This window comes from Rathayibacter sp. PhB179 (assembly GCF_004345345.1).
Lineage (GTDB): Bacteria > Actinomycetota > Actinomycetes > Actinomycetales > Microbacteriaceae > Rathayibacter > Rathayibacter festucae.
Genome location: NZ_SLVD01000005.1, coordinates 188,224 through 209,114, shown reverse-complemented (window position 1 = coordinate 209,114; position 20,891 = coordinate 188,224). Strand labels below are relative to the sequence as shown.

Sequence of the window (20,891 nt, the reverse complement as noted above, 5' to 3'; positions counted from 1 at the left end):
GGCTCACTGCGGGACGCCCGCCGCCAGGGCCGGGAACTCGTAGACGAAGCCGCCGTCGGCGCCGCTGATCGTCGCGTAGGCCCGCGTCGCGCCGGGCTCGATCGCGATGTTCGTCGCAGAGCTCAGCCCGGTCGACTCGTCCGCCGGCACCGAGACGGTCTGCAGGAGCGCGCCGGAGGTGTCGTAGACGAGGATCTCCGGGCGGCTGTGCAGGCCGACGTAGAGGTTGCCGTCGGCGTCGACCGCGATCGAGTCGACCTGGCCGATCCCGGGTGAGGCGTGGATCGCCGGGAACGCGGTCGCGATCTCGGTGCCGTCCTCCGTCAGAGTGATCCGGTCGATCCGGTTGCCGGTGTTGAGGCTCACCCACAGCTCGCCGTGGTCGGGCGAGAAGGCGATGCCGTTGGGCGAGGGCAGCTCGCTCGCCAGCACGGTCGCGACCCCGGTCGCCGGGTCGACGCGGACGACGCGGCCCGAGGCCTCCCAGTGCGGGTCCTGGGCGCCGGCGGCGTCGGTGACGTAGAGGGCGCCGTCCTCGCCGAACGCGATGTCGTCCGGCTGCATCGGGACGCCCTCGACCGGGCCGGTGAGCACGTCGCGGACGTCCTCGCCCTCGGCGGTCATGCTCCGCACGGAACCGCTGAGGAAGTCGGTGACGTAGAGCCGCCCGTCCCCGGGGTGGAACTGCGCGGAGGTGAGCGCGGAGACGTCGTCGGTCCAGACGGGCTCGACGCTCTCCTCGTCCAGGTCGATCCGGAGCACTTTGCCGGCGCCGGGCGGGGCGGTGACGTCGACGACGGAGAGGCTGCCGTCGGGGCCGAAGGTCGGGCCCTCGAGCAGGGTCATGCCGGTCGCCTCGTGCACCTCCGTCACCTGCAGCACCCGCTCGGCGGTGACGACCGACGGAGTCGCCGACGCGGGTGCGGCCGCGGGATCGCCCAGGTCGGTGCAGCCCGCCAGGGCTCCGGCGAGCAGCACCGGGACGGCGATCGCCGGCCGCCTCATCGGGAGGCTCCCGCGTGCGCGCTGACGAGCACGTCGGCCATCCCGTCCTCACGCCAGGCGCGCAGCAGGCGGTGGAAGGCGATCGGTCCGGGGCTGTAGCTGGCGCCGCCGATGGAGCGGGTGCCCTCGCCGTTGTAGTAGCCGGGCGTGCACTCGGCCTGGAACGCGCGGGTGTCGGCGGCGGTCTCCTGGATCGTGCGGACCCACGCCTCCTCCGCCTCGGCCGTGGGCTCGAGGTATCGGGCGCCGACCTCGCGGCCGCGGGTGATGACGGCGGCGATGTGCTCGGCCTGCTCGAGCAGGATGTGCGCGAAGTTGACGGAGTTGGCGTTCTGGATGCCGCTGAGGTGGAAGAGGTTCGGGAAGCCGTGCGTCGCGAAGCCGTGCAGGGTGCGCGGACCGCGGGCCCACGCCTCCAGGAGCGTCCGGCCGTCGCGGCCGACGACGGGAAGGGTGCCGGACAGGACGCCGGAGATCCCGACCTCGAAGCCGGTGGCGAAGACGACGCAGTCGACCTCGTAGGCGGTGTCGCCGACGACGACCTCGGTCTCGGTCATCCGCGTGATGCCGCCCGTGTCGGCGGTGTCGACGAGGCGGACGTTCGGGCGGTTGAAGGTGGGCAGGTAGGTGTCGCTGAAGCCGGGGCGCTTGCACATGTAGCGGTACCAGGGCTTGAGCGCCGCCGCGGTCGCGGCGTCCTCGACGGTGGCGTCGACGCGGGCGCGGAGCCGGTCCATGGTGTCGAGGTCGGCGAGTTCGTCGCGGAGCTCGCGCTCCTCCGCGGGGAGCGAGGTGTCGACGGCGCCGGAGAGGATCTGGCGCTGCAGCTCGACGGTCTTCGTCCAGCCGTCCTGCACGAGCGATTCGTCGACCGGTTCGCCGGCGAGCACTGCGAGGAAGTTCTCCATCCGCTCGCGCTGCCAGCCCGGACGCAGCGACGCGACCCACTCCGGGTCCGTCGGCCGGTTGTCGCGGACGTCGACGGTGGAGGGAGTGCGCTGGAAGACGATCAGCTCGCGGGCGTCCTCGCCGACGTGCGGGATCACCTGCAGCCCGGTCGCTCCGGTGCCGACGACGGCGACGCGCTTGTCGGCGAGGCCGGTCAGGCCGCCGTCCGGGGTGCCGCCGGTGTAGCCGTAGTCCCAGCGGCTGGTGTGGAAGGTGTGCCCGCGGAAGCTCTCGATGCCGGGGATCCCGGGCAGCTTGGGCTGGGTGAGGGTGCCGGAGGAGGTCACGACGAAGCGGGCGCGGAAGGCGTCTCCGCGGTCGGTCTCGACGAGCCACTCCTCCGCGTCCTGGTCCCAGGTCAGTGCGGTGGCGCGGGTCTGGAAGAGGGTGTCGCGGTAGAGGCCGTAGTGCTCGGCGATCGCGACCGCGTGCTGTCGGATCTCCTCGCCCGGGGCGTAGCGCTCGGACGGGATCGTGCCGACCTCCTCGAGCAGCGGGAGGTAGACGGAGGACTCCACGTCGCAGCGCACGCCCGGGTAGCGGTTCCAGTACCAGGTGCCGCCGACGTCGCCCGCCTCGTCCATCAGGCGCAGCGACTCGACGCCCGCCTCGCGCAGCCGAGACGCGGTCAGCAGACCGCCGAAGCCGGCGCCGATCACGAGCGCCTCGATGCGGTCGGTCACCGGCTCGCGCTCGACGCGCTCCGTGTAGGGATCCTTCGCGTAGTAGCCGAACTCGCCCGCGGCACGGCGGTACTGGCTCGCGGCGTCCGGGCGGGCCCGGCGGTCCCGCTCGGCGCGGTACCTCTCGCGGGCGGCCTCGAGGCGGCGCTCGTCGTCGGGGGTGAGGATGCTGTCGGTCGGCGTTCGGTCGGTCATGGCGGCTCGCTCTCGTCACGCGCATCGGCGCGACGGCGGACCCCGTGCCGGGGCGACGGCGGGACTCCCCGCGGGCGCCGACACGACTCCGGATCGGTTTCTTGCTCTCCCAGAAGGTTAGCTTCGAACTAAGTGATCGACCTGGGGATCCGCCCAGTCCTACGGTGGTCCCATGGATCCCCGCGCCCGCGCCCTCTCGGACATCGAGCGCCTCTCGATCGCGATCACGATCCGGTCGATCCCCCGCGTGCTCGCGCCGCTGCTGACGACCGACCTCACCATCCAGCAGCTCAAGGCGCTCTCGGTGATCGTCACGACCGAGGAGGGCGCGACCGGCGCGGGCCTCGCGCAGAGCTTCGGCGTCTCGATGCCGTCGATGTCGAAGCTCATCGACCGCCTCGCCGCGAGCGGCCTGGTCGTCCGCCAGACCGACCGGGCCGATCAGCGCGTCCGCCGCATCCACGCCACCGATCTCGGCCGGGCCGTCGTCCGCGAGCTGATGGCCGCGCGCCCGGAGCTGGGTGAGGACGTGCTCTCCCGCCTCTCGCTCGAGGAGCTCGAAGCCCTCGAGACCGGACTGCGCGCGATCAGCCGGGAGCTGCGCGTCCCGCGCGACGCCGCCGACTGACCGCCCGCGTGCGGGCTGTGCGCGATCTCGTGGCGGACCGTGCTCTCGACGATGGATGGCCGGGAAGCCAGGAGATCCTCGTACCCCTGTCACTTCGTTGACACCGGCGGCAGACCTCATTAGTGTCCCGAGTGCAGAAAAGTGTTACCGAGAACATCTGCATCCCTCGCCGACGACGTGCGCGCGTGCAGCCCCGGCGAAGAAGGGGTCCACCGCGCTCCGCGCGGCGCTGGAACTCCGGACCGGCCTCGTCGCCCAGCGCGAGGAGCGCGTCCGGGGGCCGGCCGGCATCGCTCCCGCAGGGGCCGGGGTGATCCGCCGGCGACGGCTCGACGCAGGGCCCGGCGCCCGCTCGAGCACCGGTGCCCTCCGTTCGGGTCGGAGGGCACCGGCTCGCCCGCGCGCGCTCCGCGAGCAGGTATCGCGGCCTCGCGGCGACCGAAACACCGAAACTACTTTCTTTAACTCGCCGGGCTGGCTACGGTCGATCTCACCACCCGGAGGCCAGCGAAGACGGCTTCCTCAGGTGCGATTCACACTGCAAAGGAGCTCTCTGTGAGTAGATTTCGTAGACTTTTCGGTCTGGCCGCGGCGGCAGCACTCGCCGCGACGCTCGTCGCCCCGACGCTGCCCGCGTCCGCCGCGGGCAACACCCTCGTCGTCGATGCGAGCACGTCGATCGGACCCGTCACGCGGGTCGGCGCCGGCGGCCTGTACGCGCTGGCCACGCCGAACGACCCGGCACCCGGCCTGCTGACGCCGCTGCGCCTCAAGCAGCACACGCAGCCGGCCCCCGGAGTCGGCCAGCTCGGCAACGGAGCGACGACGCCGACCGGCGACGTGCTGAAGGTGGCCGGCACCTTCACCCGGGACGGAGCGCAGTCCTACGCGCGGATGCCCGACGTGTACCCCGACTTCCCGTACCGCTGGATCAGCTGGGCGGACTGGACGCAGAAGATCGACACGATGGTGAAGGCCCGTCTCGACGCCACCGCCACCACGAACATCAACGGCTGGGAGCTGTGGAACGAGCCCGACGGGACCTGGGACACGGCGAAGGCCGGCCCCTACCTCGACGGCTGGACCCGCACCTACCGGCAGGTGAAGCTCCAGGACACGATCACTCCGATCGTGGGCCCCAGCTACAGCCGCTACTACCCCGACCTGATGCGCTCGTTCATGGCGCGGGCGAAGGCCGACGGCACTCTGCCCGACGTCGTCGTCTGGCACGAGCTCGATGACGGGATCTACAACGACATCGACGAGCACGTCGCCGACTACCGCTCGATCGAGCGCGATCTCGGCATCTCGCCGCGGCCGATCTCCATCAACGAGTACGGCTCGCCGAGCCAGATCGACACGCCGAGCGTGGCCGCGCACTTCATCGCCCAGTTCGAGCGCACCGGGATCCACGACGCCGAGCGCGCCTACTGGTACGAGTCCGGCACCGTCGGCGGCCTGGTCTGGAACAACCGACCGACCGGCTCCTACTGGCTCTACAAGTGGTACGGCGAGATGGCCGGGAACATGCTCGCCGTCACGCCGTCCGGCGACCTGGACGGCTTCGCGTCCTACGACTCCAGCCGGAAGATCGTGAACGCGGCCTTCGGCGGCACCTTCGGCGACAACCAGGTGCAGGTGAAGGGCCTCACCGGATTCGGGACCTCGGCCAAGGTGGTCCTGAACTACACGCCCCGGTCGGGCCGCATGACCAACGTCGACGCGCCCACCACGGTGTCGACGCAGACCCTGCCGATCACCAATGGGACCGTCACCGTCCCCGTGACGAGCCAGGACTACCTCGGCGCCTACCAGCTCGTCGTCACCCCGGCGGCAGGTCCGACGACGAGCTACCAGCAGGTCTACGAGGCGGAGAACGCGACCGTCGTGAACGCCGCGCTGCTCTCCTCCGGCTCGGCCTCGAACGGCGGCTACGTCGGCCGGATCGACGGCTCGTCGAACGCCCGCAGCGACAGCTTCGTCGACTTCGTCGTCGAGGTGCCGACCGCCGGCAGCTACGGGCTCGGGATCCGCTACGCCAACGGCGGAGCGAGCACCTCGACCCAGGGCCTCGCCGTCAACGGCAGCGCCTTCAGCACCGTCTCCTACCCGTCGACGGGATCGTGGGGCGCCTTCGGCTCCTCCGTCTCGCGGCAGGTCGATCTGAAGGCGGGTTTCAACGTGATCCGGCTCGCGAAGGGGTCCCCCTTCTTCGCCGGCGGCTCCGGGTTCGCGGAGCTCGACAGCATCACGCTGACGCGCTGAGCGACGCGGCCGTCCGGAGGCGCCTTTCTGCCTCCGGGCGTCCGTGCTCGGCCGATCGGTGACCTCGAGCGCCGGGCACGCCGGAGCCGGGCCATGGGCGGCTAGGGGTCTCCGAGCACCGCGAAGCCCAGCCGCCGGGCGGCGACGAGCACTACCGCATCGGCGGTCACGTCGCTCAGCGCCGTGTGGAAGCTCGGCCGCGGCGGGAAGGCCGGCTCCCGCTCGACGCGGCTGAACAGCGTAACGATCGGGTTGCCGGTGATCGCCGACAGGTGCCACAGCCCGTCGAGGCCGCCGAGGCGCTCCTCGATCGCCCGGGCCCAGGCCTGCGTGGCCCGCTTCGGCCCCATCTGGAGAGAGGCAGCCGCACTGTTGCGGACGGGCCACTCACCGGTGAGATCGAGGAGCGTCAGCGGACGGGACGGGCGCCAGCCCACGAGCCGCGGAGCGCTCTGCACGCGGTCGACCACCCGTCGGCGCTGGTACGTCTCGCCGATCGCTGTCACGGCGTCCGTCGCGGCGTAGAGGACGCCGACGGTCGGGTGGTGCCCCGGAGGAGGCGGGTGCGGGTCGAAGCGCATCCCCGGCACCGGACCGTGATGGCGCAGGGCGTCCCAGGCGCCCACGTGCTCGCCCGCGCTGCGATACACGCGCCAGAGCGATCCGGAGTACTCGCGCAGGTGCGACGGGTCGGTGACGAAGGTCGTCGGCGGGGTGAGCGGGACCTTCACGACTCGTCGAACTCGGCCAGGGCGACGAGGACCTCCCGCGGATCGCCTCCCCCGGAGAGCCACCGCACCGGGGTGACCGGCGTCTCGCCGATGAGGAGCTCCTCCTGCGGCGTGGTCATGAAGCCGAGCACGCTCGCGGGATGCATGTCGTCCGGGATCGCCTTGACGAGCGCGGGGACGCCCGGCAGCATCGGCCGCTCCCGGTCGTCGGTGAACTGCCAGGCCGGGAACCGCAGCTTCGAGCCGACCTTGAAGGCGTACAGCCCGTCCTTCGCCTTCCGGTGGCGCACGCGGGTCTCGTCGATCCTGAGTCGCGAGGCCACCTCGGCGGTGCCGAACGAGTCGACGATCGCCTGCAGCCGGGTGCGCCGCTCGAGGTCGGCGAGCTCTCCGCGCGCGACCTCCGCTTCGGCCTCGGCGAGCTCCTCGGCGGTCATCGACCCGGACTCGACGAGGAAGTCCGCCGCACCCTGGGCCAGCCCGCCGCCCGGCGACCGGTGTCGCGAGAGGAGTGCGGTCTGCTCCGCGAGGAGCGCGGCGAGCGTCTGCTCATCGCCTCCCCTGTCGCGGACGGCTCGATACAGCCCGTCCAGCCCGTCGGTCAGCTCGGGGTGGGCGACCATGGCGAGCAGCTCGGGAGAGAGCTGGACGAGAACGCCGCGGAGATGCTCGTGCACGACGTCCGGCGCGAGCTCGAGCTGGTCGGCGAGCTGAGACTCCGAGGCGCCCTGGGCGAGTCCGACGATGATCCTCAGCCGAGCCTCGAGGGCGGACTCACTGCCGGGCGCCGTCGCACTCGTGACCGGCGGCGGACTCGTGGCGAGGTCTGTCATGGTCGTCTCCTCCTGCTCTCTGCGCACTGCTGATCCTAGTTCGGAAGCAGCATGCGCGGAGAGGTGGGGACGTCCGGCGGAGGTCGGTGGCGCGCGATGCCCGCCCGTCACCGCCGCGACGTCAGCAGCGTCCGCAGCGGCGGCGCGATCGACTCCCGACGGAGCAGCGCGGTCGCGAGCAGGAGGAGCAGCAGCACCGAGCCGCGGACGAGGCCCTGCCAGTAGAAGGAGACGCCGAGCAGCACCAGCCCGTTGTTGATCAGGCCGAAGATCAGGACGCCGAGCACGGTGCCGAGCACGTTCGGCCGCCCGTGCGCCGAGAGCGTCGCGCCGATGAAGACCGCGCCGATCGCGTCGAGCACGTAGAGCTGGCCGCTCGCCGGCGAGTAGCCGTAGCTGCGCGAGGCGAGCGCGATGCCGGCCAGAGCGCCGATCAGCGCCGCGACGACGAACGCGGAGGCGAGCGAGATCCCGACGCGGCGGCCGGCGATGCGGGTGGCGCCGGGCTGCTCCCCCGCCGCGGTGAGCACGCGGCCCCAGCGGGTGCGGTCCAGCAGCAGCCAGACCGCGACGGCGACCGCGATCGCCAGCAGCACCGGGACGCCGATGCCGAGCACGGTCGCGTTCCCCCAGGCGGCGAAGGCGCCGGGCGTCGCCTGGCGGCGCAGGTAGATCGGCGCGCCACCGCCGGTGAGCAGCTGCTGGGCGCTGGTGCCGATGAACCAGACCGACAGGGTCGCGAGGAAGGCGCGGATCCTCAGCACGATCACCAGCACCGCGTTGACCACGCCCGCCAGCGTCCCGAAGCCGAGGCCGATCAGCACCGCGAACCAGGTCACGTAGCCGTCGGCGATCAGCGCGGTGGCGCCGAGGGCCGCGAGGTCGATCGCGATGCCGATCGAGAGGTCGATGCCGCCGGCCCGGACGACGAGCGTCATCGCGCAGGCCGCGATCAGCAGCAGCGCCCCGGCGCTCGCGACGTTGAGCAGGTTGGTCGGCGCGAAGTAGCCGGGCACGCTCGCGCCGAAGACGGCGAGCAGGAGCACGACCGCGGCGGGCGCGAGCAGGCGGACGGCGAGGGCCCGGCGGGACTCGGACACGGGCAGGGCGACGGCGGTCACGAGCGGACCCCTCTCTCGCGGAGGGCCGCGAGGCCGAGGACGAGCAGGATGAGCAGCCCCTTGATCGCGCCGACCCACTGGCTGTCGACGCCGATCAGGGTGAAGCCGTTGCCGAGCGCCGCCACGAAGACGGCGGCGAGCAGCGTGCCGCCGATGGTGACGACGAAGCGGCGCGAGAACACCACCGAGAGGTAGGCGGTGACGATGATGTCGAGCAGGATCTGGTTGCCGATCCCGGGCACGGCGGCCGCGAGTCGCGCGGCGAGCAGCAGCCCGGCGATGCCGGCGAGGAGCCCGGAGAGCAGGTAGCTGGTGAGGACGTGGCGCCAGACGGAGACGCCCGCGACGCTCGCCGCGGTCGGGTTCTGGCCGACGGCGTAGCTGCGGGTGCCCCAGGAGGTCCGGCCGACGGCGAGGGCGGTCGCCACCGTGACGACGGCGAGCACCGCGACCGGCGCCGGGAGGCCGAGGACGCTGCCGCCGCGCAGCCAGTCGAAGAGCGGATCCGCGACCGGCACCTTGACGTTGTCGGTGGCCAGGAAGACCACGGAGCCGACGATCCCGGAGACGGCGAGCGTGGCGAGCAGCGGGCGGAGGCCGAGCACGACGGCCGTGCCGCTGATCGCGCCGAAGCCGATCGAGACGAGCAGGGCGAGCAGCACGGCGGGCAGTGCGCCGAAGCCCGCTGTCAGGGCGACGGCCGCGACGACGCCGGAGAGGCCGACGATCGGACCGGAGGCGAGGTCGATGCCCCCGCGGACGACGTCGTCGCCCCCGGTGATCACCACGATCGCGAGGCCGAAGCCGGCGATCGCGGGGACCACGGCCTGGATCAGGATCGTCGAGACGTTGCCGCCGGTCGCGAAGACGGGCGACGCGGCGCTGAACACCGCGATCTCGAGGACGACGACGAGGTAGCCGATCAGGGCGAGCGCGCCGATGCCGCGGCGGCGGGCGCGCGGGGCGGCGGGCGTCTCCGCCGGGGACGCCTTCTCGGGGGGCGCGGTGGTGAGGGTCATCGGGCACTCTCCAGTGCTTCGGGGGCGACGGCGCCGGAGGCGATCGCGAGCACGCGGTCGACGCTCAGCTCGCGCCGGGGCAGCTCGGCGCGCACGGCGCCGCGGTGCAGCACGAGGACGCGGTCGGCGAGCCCGACGAGCTCCTCGAGATCGAGCGAGACGAGGAGGATGCCGGCGCCCTCGTCGACGAGCCGGTCGACCAGCGCGTAGACCGCCGCGCGGCTGCCGATGTCGACGCCCGCGGTGGGCTGATCGAGGACGAGCACCCGCGAGCCGGCGGCCAGCCACTTCCCCACGGCGACCTTCTGCTGGTTGCCGCCGGAGAGCGTGCCGACCACGGCCTCCGGATCGGCGGGGCGCACGTCGAGCGCGGCGATCTGCTCGAGCGCGAGCGCCCGGTCGCGGCGTCGGCTGGGCAGCAGGCCGCCGAGGCTGATCCGCCCGAGCGAGGCGATCGAGAGGTTCTCCCGGACGGTGTGCGCGAGGAGCACGCCGTCGCGGCGCCGGTCGCTCGGCACGTAGCCGCCGCCCGCGGCGACGAAGGCCCGGGCGGAGGAGGTCGCGGTGCCGGCCACGCGCACCCGGCCGCTGCGGCGGGAGAGGCCGACCACGGCGTCCGCGAGCACGTCGACCCCGGAGCCGACGAGGCCGGTGACGCCGACGATCTCGCCGGGGCGGACCACCAGGTCGAGGGCGTCGAGCGCGCCGGGAACGGTCAGCGCCTCGAGCTCGAGCAGCGGCGGGACGTCGGCGGCGATCACGCGGTCGGAGCGGAGCGCGAACTCCTCCACGTCGCGGCCGAGCATCAGCTCGACGATCCGGGCGCCCTGCTCGGCGTCGCCGTCGATCAGGTCGAGCCCGCCGACGTTCGCGCCGTTCCGCAGCACGACCACGCGGCTCGCGACGCGCTGCACCTCCTGGAGGTAGTGCGAGATGTAGATCACCGCGACGCCGCGCGCCTGCAGCCGGCGGATCGAGGCGAACAGCGCCGCCACCTCCTCGGCGGCGAGCGGCGCGGTCGGCTCGTCGAGCACCAGGATCCGCGGCTCGACCAGCAGCGCCCGGGCGATCTGCAGCTGCTGCTGCTCGGCGACGGTGAGGTCATCGACCAGGGTGCCGCCGCGGACGACGAGGCCGACGAGCTCGGCGAGCACGGCCTCGGCGGACGTGCCCCGGCGGCGCAGCCGCTCGTGGCCGAGGTAGAGCTGCTCGGCCACGGTCAGGCGGCCGGCGAGGTGCCGGTCCTGGTGCACGACCCGGATGCCCGCCCGCTCGGCGTCGCGCGGGGCGGTGATCGCCACCGGCGCTCCCTCGATCGCGATCGAGCCCGCGTCGGCCGAGTACAGGCCGGTGAGGATCTTGATCAGCGTGGACTTGCCCGCGCCGTTCTCGCCCACCAGGGCGACGACCTCGCCGCGGCCGACCGTGAGAGCGACGTCGCGCAGCACCGGGACGCCGGCGAAGGACTTGGAGATCCCCGCCATCTCGAGGGCCGGCGGCGGGACGACCGCGGGACTAGCCACCGAGACCGAGCTCCGCGGTCTTCTCGGCGATGTTCGCCTTGTCGATGAGCACCGGGGCGAAGTAGGTGGTCGGCGTGACCGCGTCCGCCTCGCCGCCGAGGAAGCGGGCCACGTTGTCGGCCGAGCCGGCGCCGATGGCGAGGTTCTGCTGCGCGACGGTCGCGGTGTAGGAGGAGTCGGGGTCGGCGATCAGGTCGAGCGCGCCCTGGTCGGCGTCGACGCCGTAGATCTTGATCTCGTCGCGGCCCGCCGCGTCGACGGCCTGCGCGGCGCCGATCTGCGGGGTGTCCCAGCAGGACCAGATCGCCGAGATCTCGCCCTTCGGGTAGCGCGAGAGGGCGTCGCCGATCTGCTGCTTCGCGTCCTCGATCGTGCCCTCGTACTTGTCCTGCAGCTCGGGCTGGAGGATCGAGATGCCCGGGTAGTCCTCGAGCACGAGCTTGAGCTCGTTGTAGCGGATGCGGCAGGGCGCGACCCCCGGGAAGCCGTTGAAGACCAGGATCTGCCCGGAGCCGCCGATGTCCTCGGCGATGGTGCGGGCGAGGGTCGAGCCGATCTGCCAGTTGTCGCTGGTGACGTTGTTCTCGGAGTACTCGGACACGTTGTCGATGGTGAACAGCGGGATGCCCGCGTCGTGCACCTCCTTCAGCGCCGGCGCGAGGGTCGTCGCGTCGCCGAGGATCACGATGATCGCGTCGGGCTTCTGGGCGACGAGGTTCTCGATGTCCGAGACGTGCTTGTCGTCCTTGGCCTCGGCCTGGGTGGCGACGACGGTGCCGCCGAGCGCCTCCACCCGGTCCTGCACCGACTGGTACACGATCCGGGAGAAGTCGTGGACGATGTCCTTCGCCGCGACGCCGACCGTCTTGCCCTCGAGGCTCGGGACGTCGGCGGTCGAGGCCGCGGCGGTGGTCGCCTCGGCGGCGGCGGCGTTCGCGGCGTTCGCGCCGGAGGACTCCTCCTTGAGCGAGCAGCCGGTGAGGACCAGCGTCGCGGCGGCGAGGAGCGCCACCGCGGAGGTGAGGGAGCGGAATCGCATGGGAGGGCCTGCTTCGGTGTGGGACGTCGGTGCGGGAGAGGGAGGCGGTGCGCCCGGAACCGTGGTGGGCCGGGCGGCGCTGCTGGCCATCGTGGCGGCGGCGCGGCGAGTCGTCACGCCCGCCGGTCATCCACCGCAACGCGGCGTCACACGGCGCAACACGGCGGCCGTTCGTTACGCCGGATTGCGCCGGCGGCGACGCGGTGTCGGCCGTCCCTCCTAGGGTCCGAAGCGCACCAGCCCCGAACCGAACGGAGTCCCATGGCGTCCCGCATCGTCCTCAACGCCTTCGACATGACCTGTGTCGGACACCAGGCGCCCGGCCTCTGGCGGCACCCCGACTCGCAGGCCCACCGCTACAACGACCTCGAGTACTGGATCGACCTCGCGAGGACGCTCGAGCGCGGCACCTTCGACGCGCTCTTCCTCGCCGACGTGCTCGGCGTCTACGACGTCTACCGCGGCTCCGTCGGCCCCGCGCTGATCGACTCCGCGCAGGTCCCCGTCAACGACCCGCTGCTGCAGATCCCCGCGATGGCCGCCGCCACGAAGCACCTCGGCTTCGGCGTCACCATCTCGCCCACCTACGAGCAGCCGTACGCCCTCGCGCGCCGGCTCTCCACGCTCGACCACCTGACCAAGGGGCGGATCGGCTGGAACGTCGTCACCTCCTACCTCGACAGTGCCGCGCAGAACCTCGGCCTCGAGCGGCAGATCCCGCACGACGAGCGCTACGACATCGCCGAGGAGTTCCTCGACGTGAGCTACAAGCTCTGGGAGGGCTCCTGGGAGGAGGGCGCGGTGCTGCGCGACCGCGAGCGCGGCGTCTTCACCGACCCGCGGAAGGTGCACCCGATCGGCCACTCCGGCACCCACTACCGCGTGCCGGGCATCCACCTCTCCGAGCCGTCGCCGCAGCGGACACCCGTGATCTTCCAGGCGGGAGCGTCGCCGCGCGGCATCGACTTCTCGGCGAAGCACGGCGAGGCCGTCTTCATCAACGCGATCCGGCCGGAGCTGACCCGGCGGACCACCGATGCCATCCGGGACGCAGCGGAGAAGCACGGCCGCGCGCGCACCGACCCGAAGATCCTGATCCTCGCGACCGTGATCGTCGCCGAGACGGACGCCGAGGCGCAGGCCAAGTACGCCGACTTCAAGACGTACTCGTCCCGCGAGGGGGCGCTCGCCTTCTACGGCGGCTGGTCGGGACTCGACCTCTCGCAGTTCCCGGCGGACGTGCCGCTCGACTACGTCGACACCGACGCGGTGCGCAGCGCCCTCTCGATCTTCACGAAGGCGGACCCCGACCGCGCCTGGACCCCGGACGACGTCGCGGAGTACCTCGGCATCGGCGGCATCGGCCCGGTGATCGTCGGCTCGCCGAGCACCGTCGCGGACGAGCTGGAACGCTGGGTCGACGTCGCCGGGATCGACGGCTTCAACCTCGCGTACGTGGTCACCCCCGGCACCTTCGAGGACTTCGTCGACCTCGCCGTGCCCGAGCTGCGCCGGCGCGGCCGGGTCTGGGAGGAGTACGAGGGCGCGACCCTGCGCGAGTACCTCCAGGGCCCCGGCAGCGCCCACGTGAAGGACTCGCACCCCGCCGCCGCCTACCGCGGCGCGTACACCGGCTCGCCCAGCGCCGCCGACGGACTGCCCGACAGCGTCCTCTCCGCTCTGCCCGCCCTCGACCCGGAGCCCGTCCGATGACCCAGACCGCCACTGCCCCGACCAGCCCCGAATCCCGCGCCGAGCGTCCGCGCTCGCACTGGGACCGCGTCGCGACCGCCGCCGAGCACCAGCACTGGGACGCCGTCGCGTCCGGCGTCGCCGAGACCCTCGCGGCCGACGTCCTCGAGCGCGACCGCGGCAACCTCGACCCGACCACCGAGCTCGAGCCGCTGCGCTCGTCCGGCCTCGTGAACCTGCTCGACCCGGCCGAGTTCGGCGGCGGCGGCGCGGTCTGGAGCACGGCGTTCCGGGTGATCCGGATCCTCGCCGCCGCGGACGCCTCGCTCGCGCAGATCCTGCTGTACCACTACGTCAACTCGGCCAACATCGCCTTCTCGGCGCCGGAGCCGGAGCGCGAGCGGTTCTACCGCGCGACGATCGAGGGCCGGTGGCTCTGGGGCGACTCGGTGAACCCGGTCGACCCCGACCTCGAGCTGACGCCGCGCGGCGACGGCTTCGAGCTGAACGGGCTCAAGCGCTTCTCGACCGGGGTCTCCTCGGGCGACGCCGTGCTGGTCAACGCGGTGATCTCCGGCGGCGACCGCTCCGGCGAGACGCTGACCTTCGTGCTCCCCCGCGACCGCGCGGGCATCGAGCCGCTCGGCGACTGGGACTTCCTCGGCCAGCGGCAGAGCGCCTCCGGGTCGGTCCGCTTCACCGGCGTGCGGGTGGACGCGTCCGAGATCCTCGGCGCGCTCGTCGACGAGCCCTTCGCGACGCTGATCACGCCGTCGATCCAGCTCGGCTTCGGCAACCTCTACCTCGGCATCGCCCAGGGAGCGCTGACGAAGGGGCGGGGGCTCACCCTCGGCCGGAAGAACTCCTGGTTCCTCTCCGGCGTGGAGACCTATGCGCAGGATCCGTTCGTGCGGCGCCTCTACGGCGAGCTGGTCGCGCACACGGCGGCCGCGGAGGCGCTGGCCGACCGCGTCGGCGCGCTGCACGACGCCGAGGTCGCCCGGGGCGCGGCGGTGACGGCCGAGTCGCGCGCCGCCCAGGCGATCGAGATCGCGAAGGTGAAGATCGTCACGGATGCGCTCGCGCTCGACGTGACGACCCGGATCTACGAGGCGACCGGCTCCTCCTCCGCGAAGAGCTCGATCGGGCTCGACCTCTACTGGCGCAACGTCCGCACCCACTCGCTGCACGACCCCGTCGACTACAAGAAGCTCGAGGTCGGCGCGAACTACCTGACCGGCGACGTCCAGCCACTCTCCCTCTACACATGAGCGGCACGGGATCCGAGCGCCTGGCGGAGGCGCGAGCCGCGTTCCGCCCGGTCTTCGACGAGATCGCGGCGGGCGCCGTCCAGCGCGAGCTCGACCGCGAGCTGCCCTTCGAGCCGATCGCGCGACTGCGCGCGGCCCGCTTCGGCGGCCTGCGGGTACCGGTCGAGCACGGCGGCCGCGGGCTCTCGCTGCGCGAGACCGCGTCGCTGCTGATCGAGCTGGCGACAGCGGACTCGAACGTCGCCCAGGCGCTGCGCGGTCACTTCGCCTTCGTCGAGGACCAGCTGTCCTTCCCGCCGTCGCCGGCGCGCGACGGCTGGCTGCGCCGGCTCGCGGCGGGTGAGCTGGTCGGCAACGCCTGGAGCGAGATCGGCACGGCCGCGGTCGGCGTCACGCAGACCACGCTCACCCGCCGGGGCGACGAGCTGGTCGTGAACGGCACCAAGTACTACTCCACCGGCACGATCTTCGCGGACTGGACCGACGTCGTCGTGCGCCGCGAGGACGGCACGGACACCGCCGTGGTGGTGCGCGTCGACCAGCCGGGCGTCGTCGCCACCGACGACTGGTCGGGCTTCGGCCAGCGGCTCTCGGGCAGCGGCACCACCGTCTTCACCGACGCGCTCGTCGAGCCGGAGCACGTCTTCGCCTCGGTCCTGCGGGCGCCGCACCAGACGCCGTTCTTCCAGCTCGAGCTGCTCGCGGTGCTGGCCGGCATCGCCGCCGCGGTCGAGCGGGACGCCGTGGCGGCCGTCCGCACCCGCTCGCGGGTCTACAGCCACGGCCTGGCCGATCACGGCCGGGACGACGCCCAGATCCAGGAGGTCGTCGGCGAGATCTCGGCGATCGCCTTCGGCGCCCGGGCCGCGGTGCTGGTCGCGGCGGAGGCTGTCGGCGAGGCGGCAGTGGATCCGTCACTGGTGCCCGCGGCCGGCGCCGAGGTGTACCGGGCGCAGGTGCTGCTCACCGAGTCGGTACCGCGTGCGGCGACCCTGCTCTTCGACGCACTCGGCTCGTCCGGGGTCGCGACGGGCGCCGCGCTCGACCGGCACTGGCGCAACGCCCGCACGGTCGGCGCGCACAATCCGGTGATCTACAAGCAGCGGATCGTCGGCGAGTGGGCGCTGAACGGCACGCCGCCGCCGCTCGCCTGGTCGATCGGCGTCGGTCGGCCGCAGGGCTGAGCCGCGGATCAGGCGTGCCGGCTCAGCGCCCCGCCTGCACCGCGTGCAGCGTCGCGTAGCGCCCGCCCGCCGCGAGCAGCTCCTCGTGGCTGCCGGTCTCGACGATCCGCCCGCGCTCGAGCACGACGATCGTGTCGGCCGAGCGGATCGTCGACAGCCGGTGCGCCACGACCAGGGTGGTGCGGCCGCGCATCAGCCGCAGCAGCGCCTCCTTGACGGCCGCCTCCGACTCGGGATCGAGCGCGCTGGTCGCCTCGTCGAGGAGGAGCACCCGCGGGTCGCGGACCAGGGCGCGGGCGATGGCGATGCGCTGGCGCTGCCCGCCGGAGAGGCGGGCGCCGCGCTCGCCGACGACCGCGTCGAGGCCGTCCGGCAGCTCGCGGACGAACTCCAGGGCGTTCGCGTCGCGGAGGGCGGCGAGGATCCGCTCCTCCCGGACGCCGGTCAGCCCGTAGGCCACGTTGTCGCGGATCGAGCCCTCGAAGAGCACCGAGTCCTGCGGCACGACGGAGACGGAGCGGCGCCAGGTGCGCAGGTCGAGGGTCTCGGCGTCGACGCCGTCCAGCAGGATGCGGCCGCCGGTCGGGCGGAGGAAGCCCAGCACCAGGTTGAGCATCGTCGACTTGCCGGAGCCGGAGGAGCCGACGAAGGCGACGGTCCGGCCCGGCTCGATGTCCAGATCGATGCCCTGCACGCCGATGCCGGTCCGGAGGCCGGTGCCGTCCTCGGCCTCAGTGCTGTCCGCGCCGTACCGGTAGGTCACGTCCTCGAGCCGGATGCGCCCGCGCACCTCGGCCGCGGGGGCCTTGCCCTCGTTCTGCTCCAGGTCCGGGTCCTCCAGCAGCTCGCCGATCGAGCGGATCGACTCGGTGCCGCGGGCGATGACGGGCAGCAGCATCAGCAGGTTGGTCATCGCGCCGGTGAGCAGCGCGAAGTAGGAGCTCAGCAGCACGACCTGGCCGGGCGTGATCGGCAGCCAGCCGCTGATCGAGACCCAGGCGGCGAGCACCAGGCAGCCGATGCCGAGCAGCTGCAGGCTCACCCAGGAGAGCGAGGCGAAGCGGCCGTTCAGCAGGTCGAGGCTGTAGCCGGCCGAGCGGACGCCCTCGGCGCCGGCGGCGACCCGCGCGACCGCGGTCTGCTCGAGACCGTGCGCGCGGGTGATCGGAATGAGCGTCGCCATCTCGCCGACGCGCGCCGAGAAGTGCTCCACCTCGCGGCGGAACTGCTCGTTGCTCCGGCGCGAGCGGCGGCCCAGGAAGGCGCGCAGCAGCACCGCGAGCGGGATGGCGCAGGCGTAGACCGGGAGGAACGCGGGCACCTCGATCGCGGTCATCACGACCGCGCCGATCGCCACCATCGTCGCGGAGAGCAGCGGGTGGCCGACCTGCTGGTACATCGTCTCGATGTTCTCGACGTCGCGGACGACCTTGGTCTGCACGATCGACGAGCTGGCGCGGGAGTGGAAGCCGATCGAGAGGTTCTGCAGCCGGGCGGCGAGCGCGTTGCGGAGGTCCGTGCCGGTCTGGCGCACGGCGCTCATGTAGAGCCGGGTGTACATCACGTGGTTCGGGTAGTTCTGCAGCAGCGCGAGCAGGGCGATACCGGCCCACAGCCAGAGCGTCGACTCCGGACCGCCGGCGACGACGACGTCGACGATCGCGCCGGTGACGACCGGGAGCAGCCAGAGCGGGGTGTCCTTGACCGCGAAGAACAGCACGGCGACGACCACGCGCGGGCGGTAGCGGCCGAGCAGGCGGAGGGCGGAGCGGCCGGGGTGACGGCGGTCGAGCAGGAGCGGGGCCTGCGAGGGACGGGCTTCTCTCACGAGACGGTCGACTCCGATCGGGGTGTCCGCAGCGCCTTCGGGAGCGACCGCTCCGACGGGGACGCCCTCGACGCTACCCGGGCGGCGCGGTCGTGGGCAAGCGTTTTCCTGGCTAGGGTTCTGCCGACCGATGCGCGCGGGCGAGCCGGTGCGCCAGACCTCGTGAGGACCCCGATGACCGAGCCGATGCCCCTGCGCGAGGACGCCTTCGCCGTGCCCTACTGCGATCCCGTGTTCGACGGACCGACCGACCCGGTGCTGGTCGCCGACACCCTCCGCGGCGAGTGGCGCCTGTTCTACACCCAGCGGCGCGCGACGCTGGATCTGCCCGGGGTCGAGTGGGTGCACGGCAGCGCCATCGGCGTCGCGGTGTCGAGCGACGGCGGGGCGACCTGGCAGTACCGCGGCACCGTCCTCGGCCTCGACGCCGGACTGTCGGCCGCGCTGCCGACACTCTGGGCGCCCGACGTCGTGCGCATCGGGGATCGCTGGCGGATGTTCGTCACCCGGATCGACGGCACCCCCGGCGACTGGACCGGGCGGGCGACGATCGCGCAGTTCGAGAGCGACGACCTCGAGACCTGGCGGCTCCTCGGCGAGATCGACCTCGGCTCCGAGCGGGTGATCGACGCCGCCGTCGCGCGCACCGGCGACGGGCGCCACCGGCTCTGGGCGAAGGACGAGCGGCGCGACTCCAGCACCGTCGTCGCCGTCAGCGACGAGCCCGGAGACCCGGCGTCCTGGCGGCTCGAGGGCGTCGCCGTCGGCGGGCGCGGGCACGAGGGGCCGAAGGTGTTCCCGCTGGCCGGCCGCTACTGGCTGATCACGGACGAATGGCGCGGGCTGGCCGTGCACCACTCCCCCGACGGCGTCGGCGACTGGCGGCGTCAGGACGAGCGGGAGGGCCTGATCCTGACCGCTGCGGAGCGGCTGGACGGTGCGCCGATCGTCGCCCGGCACGCGGACGTCGTCACGCTCGACGAGGACCGCGCCCTGATCGTCTACTTCACCCACCCCGGCTGGGACGGCAGCGACCTCGCGTCGATGCCGCCGAGTGCCGCGATGCGCCGCTCGCACGTCCGCGCGGCCGTGCTCACCGTCGTCGACGGCGCGCTGCTCTGCTCCGCCGACGGCGCGCCGGTCGACTAGCCGCCCCGGGCGGCCACCCCGTGCCGGTCGAGCACCCGCCGCAGGCCGCCACCCCCTGCTGGTCGAGCAGGCGCCGCAGGCCGCCACCCCCTGCTGGTCGAGCAGGCGCCGCAGGCGGCCACCCCCTGCTGGTCGAGTAGCCGCCGCAGGCGGCGTATCGAGACCCCACGTCCTCAGCACGCCGACTGCCGGACCCTCGCGTCCGGCAGGGCCGGATCTCGATACGCCCGCTGCGCGGGCTACTCGATCGACATGTACCTGCTGGTCGAGCAGACGCCGCAGGCGGCGTATCGAGACCCCGCCGCGAGCCCGGCTTGACTGGCGAGACCCCGGCACGTATTTTGGGGCAAACGCTTTCCCGAAACGTTTCATTGCAGTTCGGGGCTCGAAACGATGATGTTCTCGAAAGGACGACGATGTTCCGCTCACACAGCAAGCGCTACTCGGCGGTGGCCGCCGTGGCCGTGGCCGCCCTCGCTCTGACCGGCTGCTCCGGTGGAGGCTCCGGGGCCTCCGCCACCCTGGACCCGGACGAGGAGGTCACCCTCGACTACACGTTCTGGGGCAACGACGACCGCGCCGCCCGCTACGACAAGGCGATCGCCCTGTTCGAGGACGAGCACCCGAACATCACCATCAACTCGACCTTCACCGACTACCCCGGATACTGGGAGAAGCGCCAGACCGAGGCGGCCGGCGGCGGACTGCCCGACGTGATGCAGTTCGACTACACCTACCTCCGCCAGTACGGCGACAACGGCCTGCTCGGCGACCTGTCCGAGTACTTCGGCGGCGCGGTCGACGAGACCACCATCTCCCCGGAGCTGCTCGCCACCGGCGAGCTCGACGGCGCGACCTACGCGATCCCCACCGGCTACAGCGCCTGGGCCGTCTTCCAGAACCAGGACCTCCTCGCCGCGAACGGCGTCGAGCCCTACGCCGGCGGCGGCAGCTGGGAGGACTACGCGGCCTACGTCGCCGACGTCACCGCGAAGACCGGCGGCGCCGTCTACGGCGGCACCGACTACACCGGCCGCATCCAGAACTTCGAGCTGCAGCTGCGCGCCGAGGGCAAGGAGCTGTTCACCGAGGACGGCGAGCTCGGCTTCACCGAGGACGACCTCGCCGCGTTCTGGGAGCAGGGCGACGAGATGCGCACCAGCACCGGCGTGCCGGCCGCGCGCCTCCAGGAGCTGCTGCCCAAGTCCGGCTTCGGCGCCGGCATCGCGACCAGCGAGATGAGCTGGAGCAACTTCCTCGGCGGCTACATCGGCGACAGCGGCGCCTCCGAGATCGTGATGACCGCACCCCCGACCGCGGACGAGGGCAGCAAGGACCTCTACCAGAAGGTCGGCCTGATGCAGGCGATCTCCTCGGCGACCGAGCACCCCGAGGCCGCCGCGACCTTCCTCGACTTCCTGATCAACAGCCCGGAGGTCGGCGAGATCTTCGGCGCCACCCTCGGCATCCCCGCCTCCTCCGAGCAGCTCGCCGGCGCGAACCTCGAGGGCCCGGACAAGCAGGTCGCCGACTACCTCGACTCCGTCGAGGACCGCCTCGGCGAGGCCCCGGCCGCCCCGGTCGCCGGCTACGGCGCCATCGAGGCGAACTTCCTCGACCTCGGCACCAGCCTCGGCCTCGGCGCGGTGAGCGTCGACGAGGCGGTCCAGCAGTTCTTCGACGAGACCGACGTCACGCTCCAGAACTGACCCGGCCGCACTGATCCGGCCGCACATAACGGCTCCCCACCGATCCCCACTGATCCCCTTCATCCAGG

16 protein-coding genes are annotated in these 20,891 nt (G+C 72.7%); 7 read left to right on the top strand and 9 right to left on the bottom strand.

From position 1 onward, the window contains the following. Window positions 1-3: 3 nt before the first annotated feature. Both EDF43_RS12375 and EDF43_RS12370 read right to left on the bottom strand, forming a co-directional pair. Window positions 4-1,005 carry an SMP-30/gluconolactonase/LRE family protein gene (locus EDF43_RS12375; protein WP_132437156.1) on the bottom strand — a complete coding sequence of 334 codons (1,002 nt, stop codon included), beginning with the start codon at window positions 1,003-1,005 and terminating at the stop codon, window positions 4-6. Beyond that, window positions 1,002-2,831, bottom strand: a complete 1,830-nt coding sequence (locus tag EDF43_RS12370) for an NAD(P)/FAD-dependent oxidoreductase (protein ID WP_132437155.1) — start codon at window positions 2,829-2,831, stop codon at window positions 1,002-1,004. The genes EDF43_RS12375 and EDF43_RS12370 overlap by 4 nt, the downstream gene beginning before the upstream one ends. Before the next feature lie 172 nt (window positions 2,832-3,003). Here EDF43_RS12370 and EDF43_RS12365 point away from each other — a divergent pair, with 172 nt between their 5' ends. Both EDF43_RS12365 and EDF43_RS12360 read left to right on the top strand, forming a co-directional pair. Beyond that, complete coding sequence (locus EDF43_RS12365; RefSeq protein WP_132437154.1) at window positions 3,004-3,459, top strand: MarR family transcriptional regulator; 456 nt, start codon at window positions 3,004-3,006, stop codon at window positions 3,457-3,459. A 555-nt stretch (window positions 3,460-4,014) separates the two neighbouring features. Then, the gene (locus tag EDF43_RS12360) at window positions 4,015-5,724 is read left to right on the top strand and encodes a CBM35 domain-containing protein (RefSeq protein WP_207901729.1); all 1,710 of its coding nucleotides are present in this window, start codon (window positions 4,015-4,017) and stop codon (window positions 5,722-5,724) included. Between the two features lie 101 nt (window positions 5,725-5,825). On the opposite strand, the gene EDF43_RS12355 is transcribed toward EDF43_RS12360, so the two are convergent. The 6 genes from EDF43_RS12355 to EDF43_RS12335 all read right to left on the bottom strand — a co-directional run bounded on the left by EDF43_RS12355 (window position 5,826) and on the right by EDF43_RS12335 (window position 11,990). After that, window positions 5,826-6,455, bottom strand: coding sequence for an RES family NAD+ phosphorylase (locus EDF43_RS12355; RefSeq protein ID WP_165909091.1), 630 nt, complete (start codon window positions 6,453-6,455; stop codon window positions 5,826-5,828). Continuing rightward, complete coding sequence (locus tag EDF43_RS21820) at window positions 6,452-7,288, bottom strand: hypothetical protein (protein ID WP_165909090.1); 837 nt, start codon at window positions 7,286-7,288, stop codon at window positions 6,452-6,454. The genes EDF43_RS12355 and EDF43_RS21820 overlap by 4 nt, the downstream gene beginning before the upstream one ends. Window positions 7,289-7,395: 107 nt before the next feature. Further along, window positions 7,396-8,409, bottom strand: coding sequence for an ABC transporter permease (locus tag EDF43_RS12350; protein ID WP_123737090.1), 1,014 nt, complete (start codon window positions 8,407-8,409; stop codon window positions 7,396-7,398). After that, entirely contained in the window at window positions 8,406-9,428 is a 1,023-nt protein-coding gene (locus tag EDF43_RS12345; RefSeq protein WP_132437151.1) for an ABC transporter permease, read from the bottom strand. Before EDF43_RS12345 ends, EDF43_RS12350 begins: the two co-directional genes overlap by 4 nt. After that, on the bottom strand, window positions 9,425-10,951 hold the full coding sequence (locus EDF43_RS12340) for a sugar ABC transporter ATP-binding protein (protein ID WP_132437150.1): 1,527 nt from the start codon (window positions 10,949-10,951) through the stop codon (window positions 9,425-9,427). Before EDF43_RS12340 ends, EDF43_RS12345 begins: the two co-directional genes overlap by 4 nt. Beyond that, window positions 10,944-11,990: a sugar ABC transporter substrate-binding protein gene (locus EDF43_RS12335; protein ID WP_123737093.1), complete on the bottom strand. Its 1,047-nt coding sequence runs from the start codon at window positions 11,988-11,990 to the stop codon at window positions 10,944-10,946. The genes EDF43_RS12340 and EDF43_RS12335 overlap by 8 nt, the downstream gene beginning before the upstream one ends. 261 nt (window positions 11,991-12,251) lie before the next feature. Between EDF43_RS12335 and EDF43_RS12330 the strand changes: the two genes are divergently transcribed. The 3 genes from EDF43_RS12330 to EDF43_RS12320 are packed head-to-tail and all read left to right on the top strand — an operon-like array spanning window position 12,252 to window position 16,137. Next, window positions 12,252-13,703 carry an LLM class flavin-dependent oxidoreductase gene (locus tag EDF43_RS12330; protein WP_132437149.1) on the top strand — a complete coding sequence of 484 codons (1,452 nt, stop codon included), beginning with the start codon at window positions 12,252-12,254 and terminating at the stop codon, window positions 13,701-13,703. Further along, a complete protein-coding gene (locus tag EDF43_RS12325) occupies window positions 13,700-14,953 on the top strand; it encodes an acyl-CoA dehydrogenase (protein WP_132437148.1) in 1,254 nt (417 codons plus the stop codon). The genes EDF43_RS12330 and EDF43_RS12325 overlap by 4 nt, the downstream gene beginning before the upstream one ends. Further along, the gene (locus EDF43_RS12320) at window positions 14,950-16,137 is read left to right on the top strand and encodes an acyl-CoA dehydrogenase family protein (RefSeq protein ID WP_132437147.1); all 1,188 of its coding nucleotides are present in this window, start codon (window positions 14,950-14,952) and stop codon (window positions 16,135-16,137) included. The genes EDF43_RS12325 and EDF43_RS12320 overlap by 4 nt, the downstream gene beginning before the upstream one ends. 22 nt (window positions 16,138-16,159) lie before the next feature. Here EDF43_RS12320 and EDF43_RS12315 read toward each other — a convergent pair whose 3' ends face one another. Next, window positions 16,160-17,965 (bottom strand): ABC transporter ATP-binding protein, encoded by a 1,806-nt coding sequence (locus EDF43_RS12315; RefSeq protein ID WP_132437146.1) that lies wholly within the window; start codon window positions 17,963-17,965, stop codon window positions 16,160-16,162. 174 nt (window positions 17,966-18,139) lie between these two features. On the opposite strand from EDF43_RS12315, the gene EDF43_RS12310 reads away from it, so the two are divergent. Beyond that, window positions 18,140-19,114, top strand: coding sequence for a family 43 glycosylhydrolase (locus tag EDF43_RS12310; protein ID WP_132437145.1), 975 nt, complete (start codon window positions 18,140-18,142; stop codon window positions 19,112-19,114). Window positions 19,115-19,530: 416 nt separating this feature from the next. Next, window positions 19,531-20,823 carry an extracellular solute-binding protein gene (locus tag EDF43_RS12305; protein WP_132437144.1) on the top strand — a complete coding sequence of 431 codons (1,293 nt, stop codon included), beginning with the start codon at window positions 19,531-19,533 and terminating at the stop codon, window positions 20,821-20,823. Window positions 20,824-20,891: the final 68 nt, after the last annotated feature.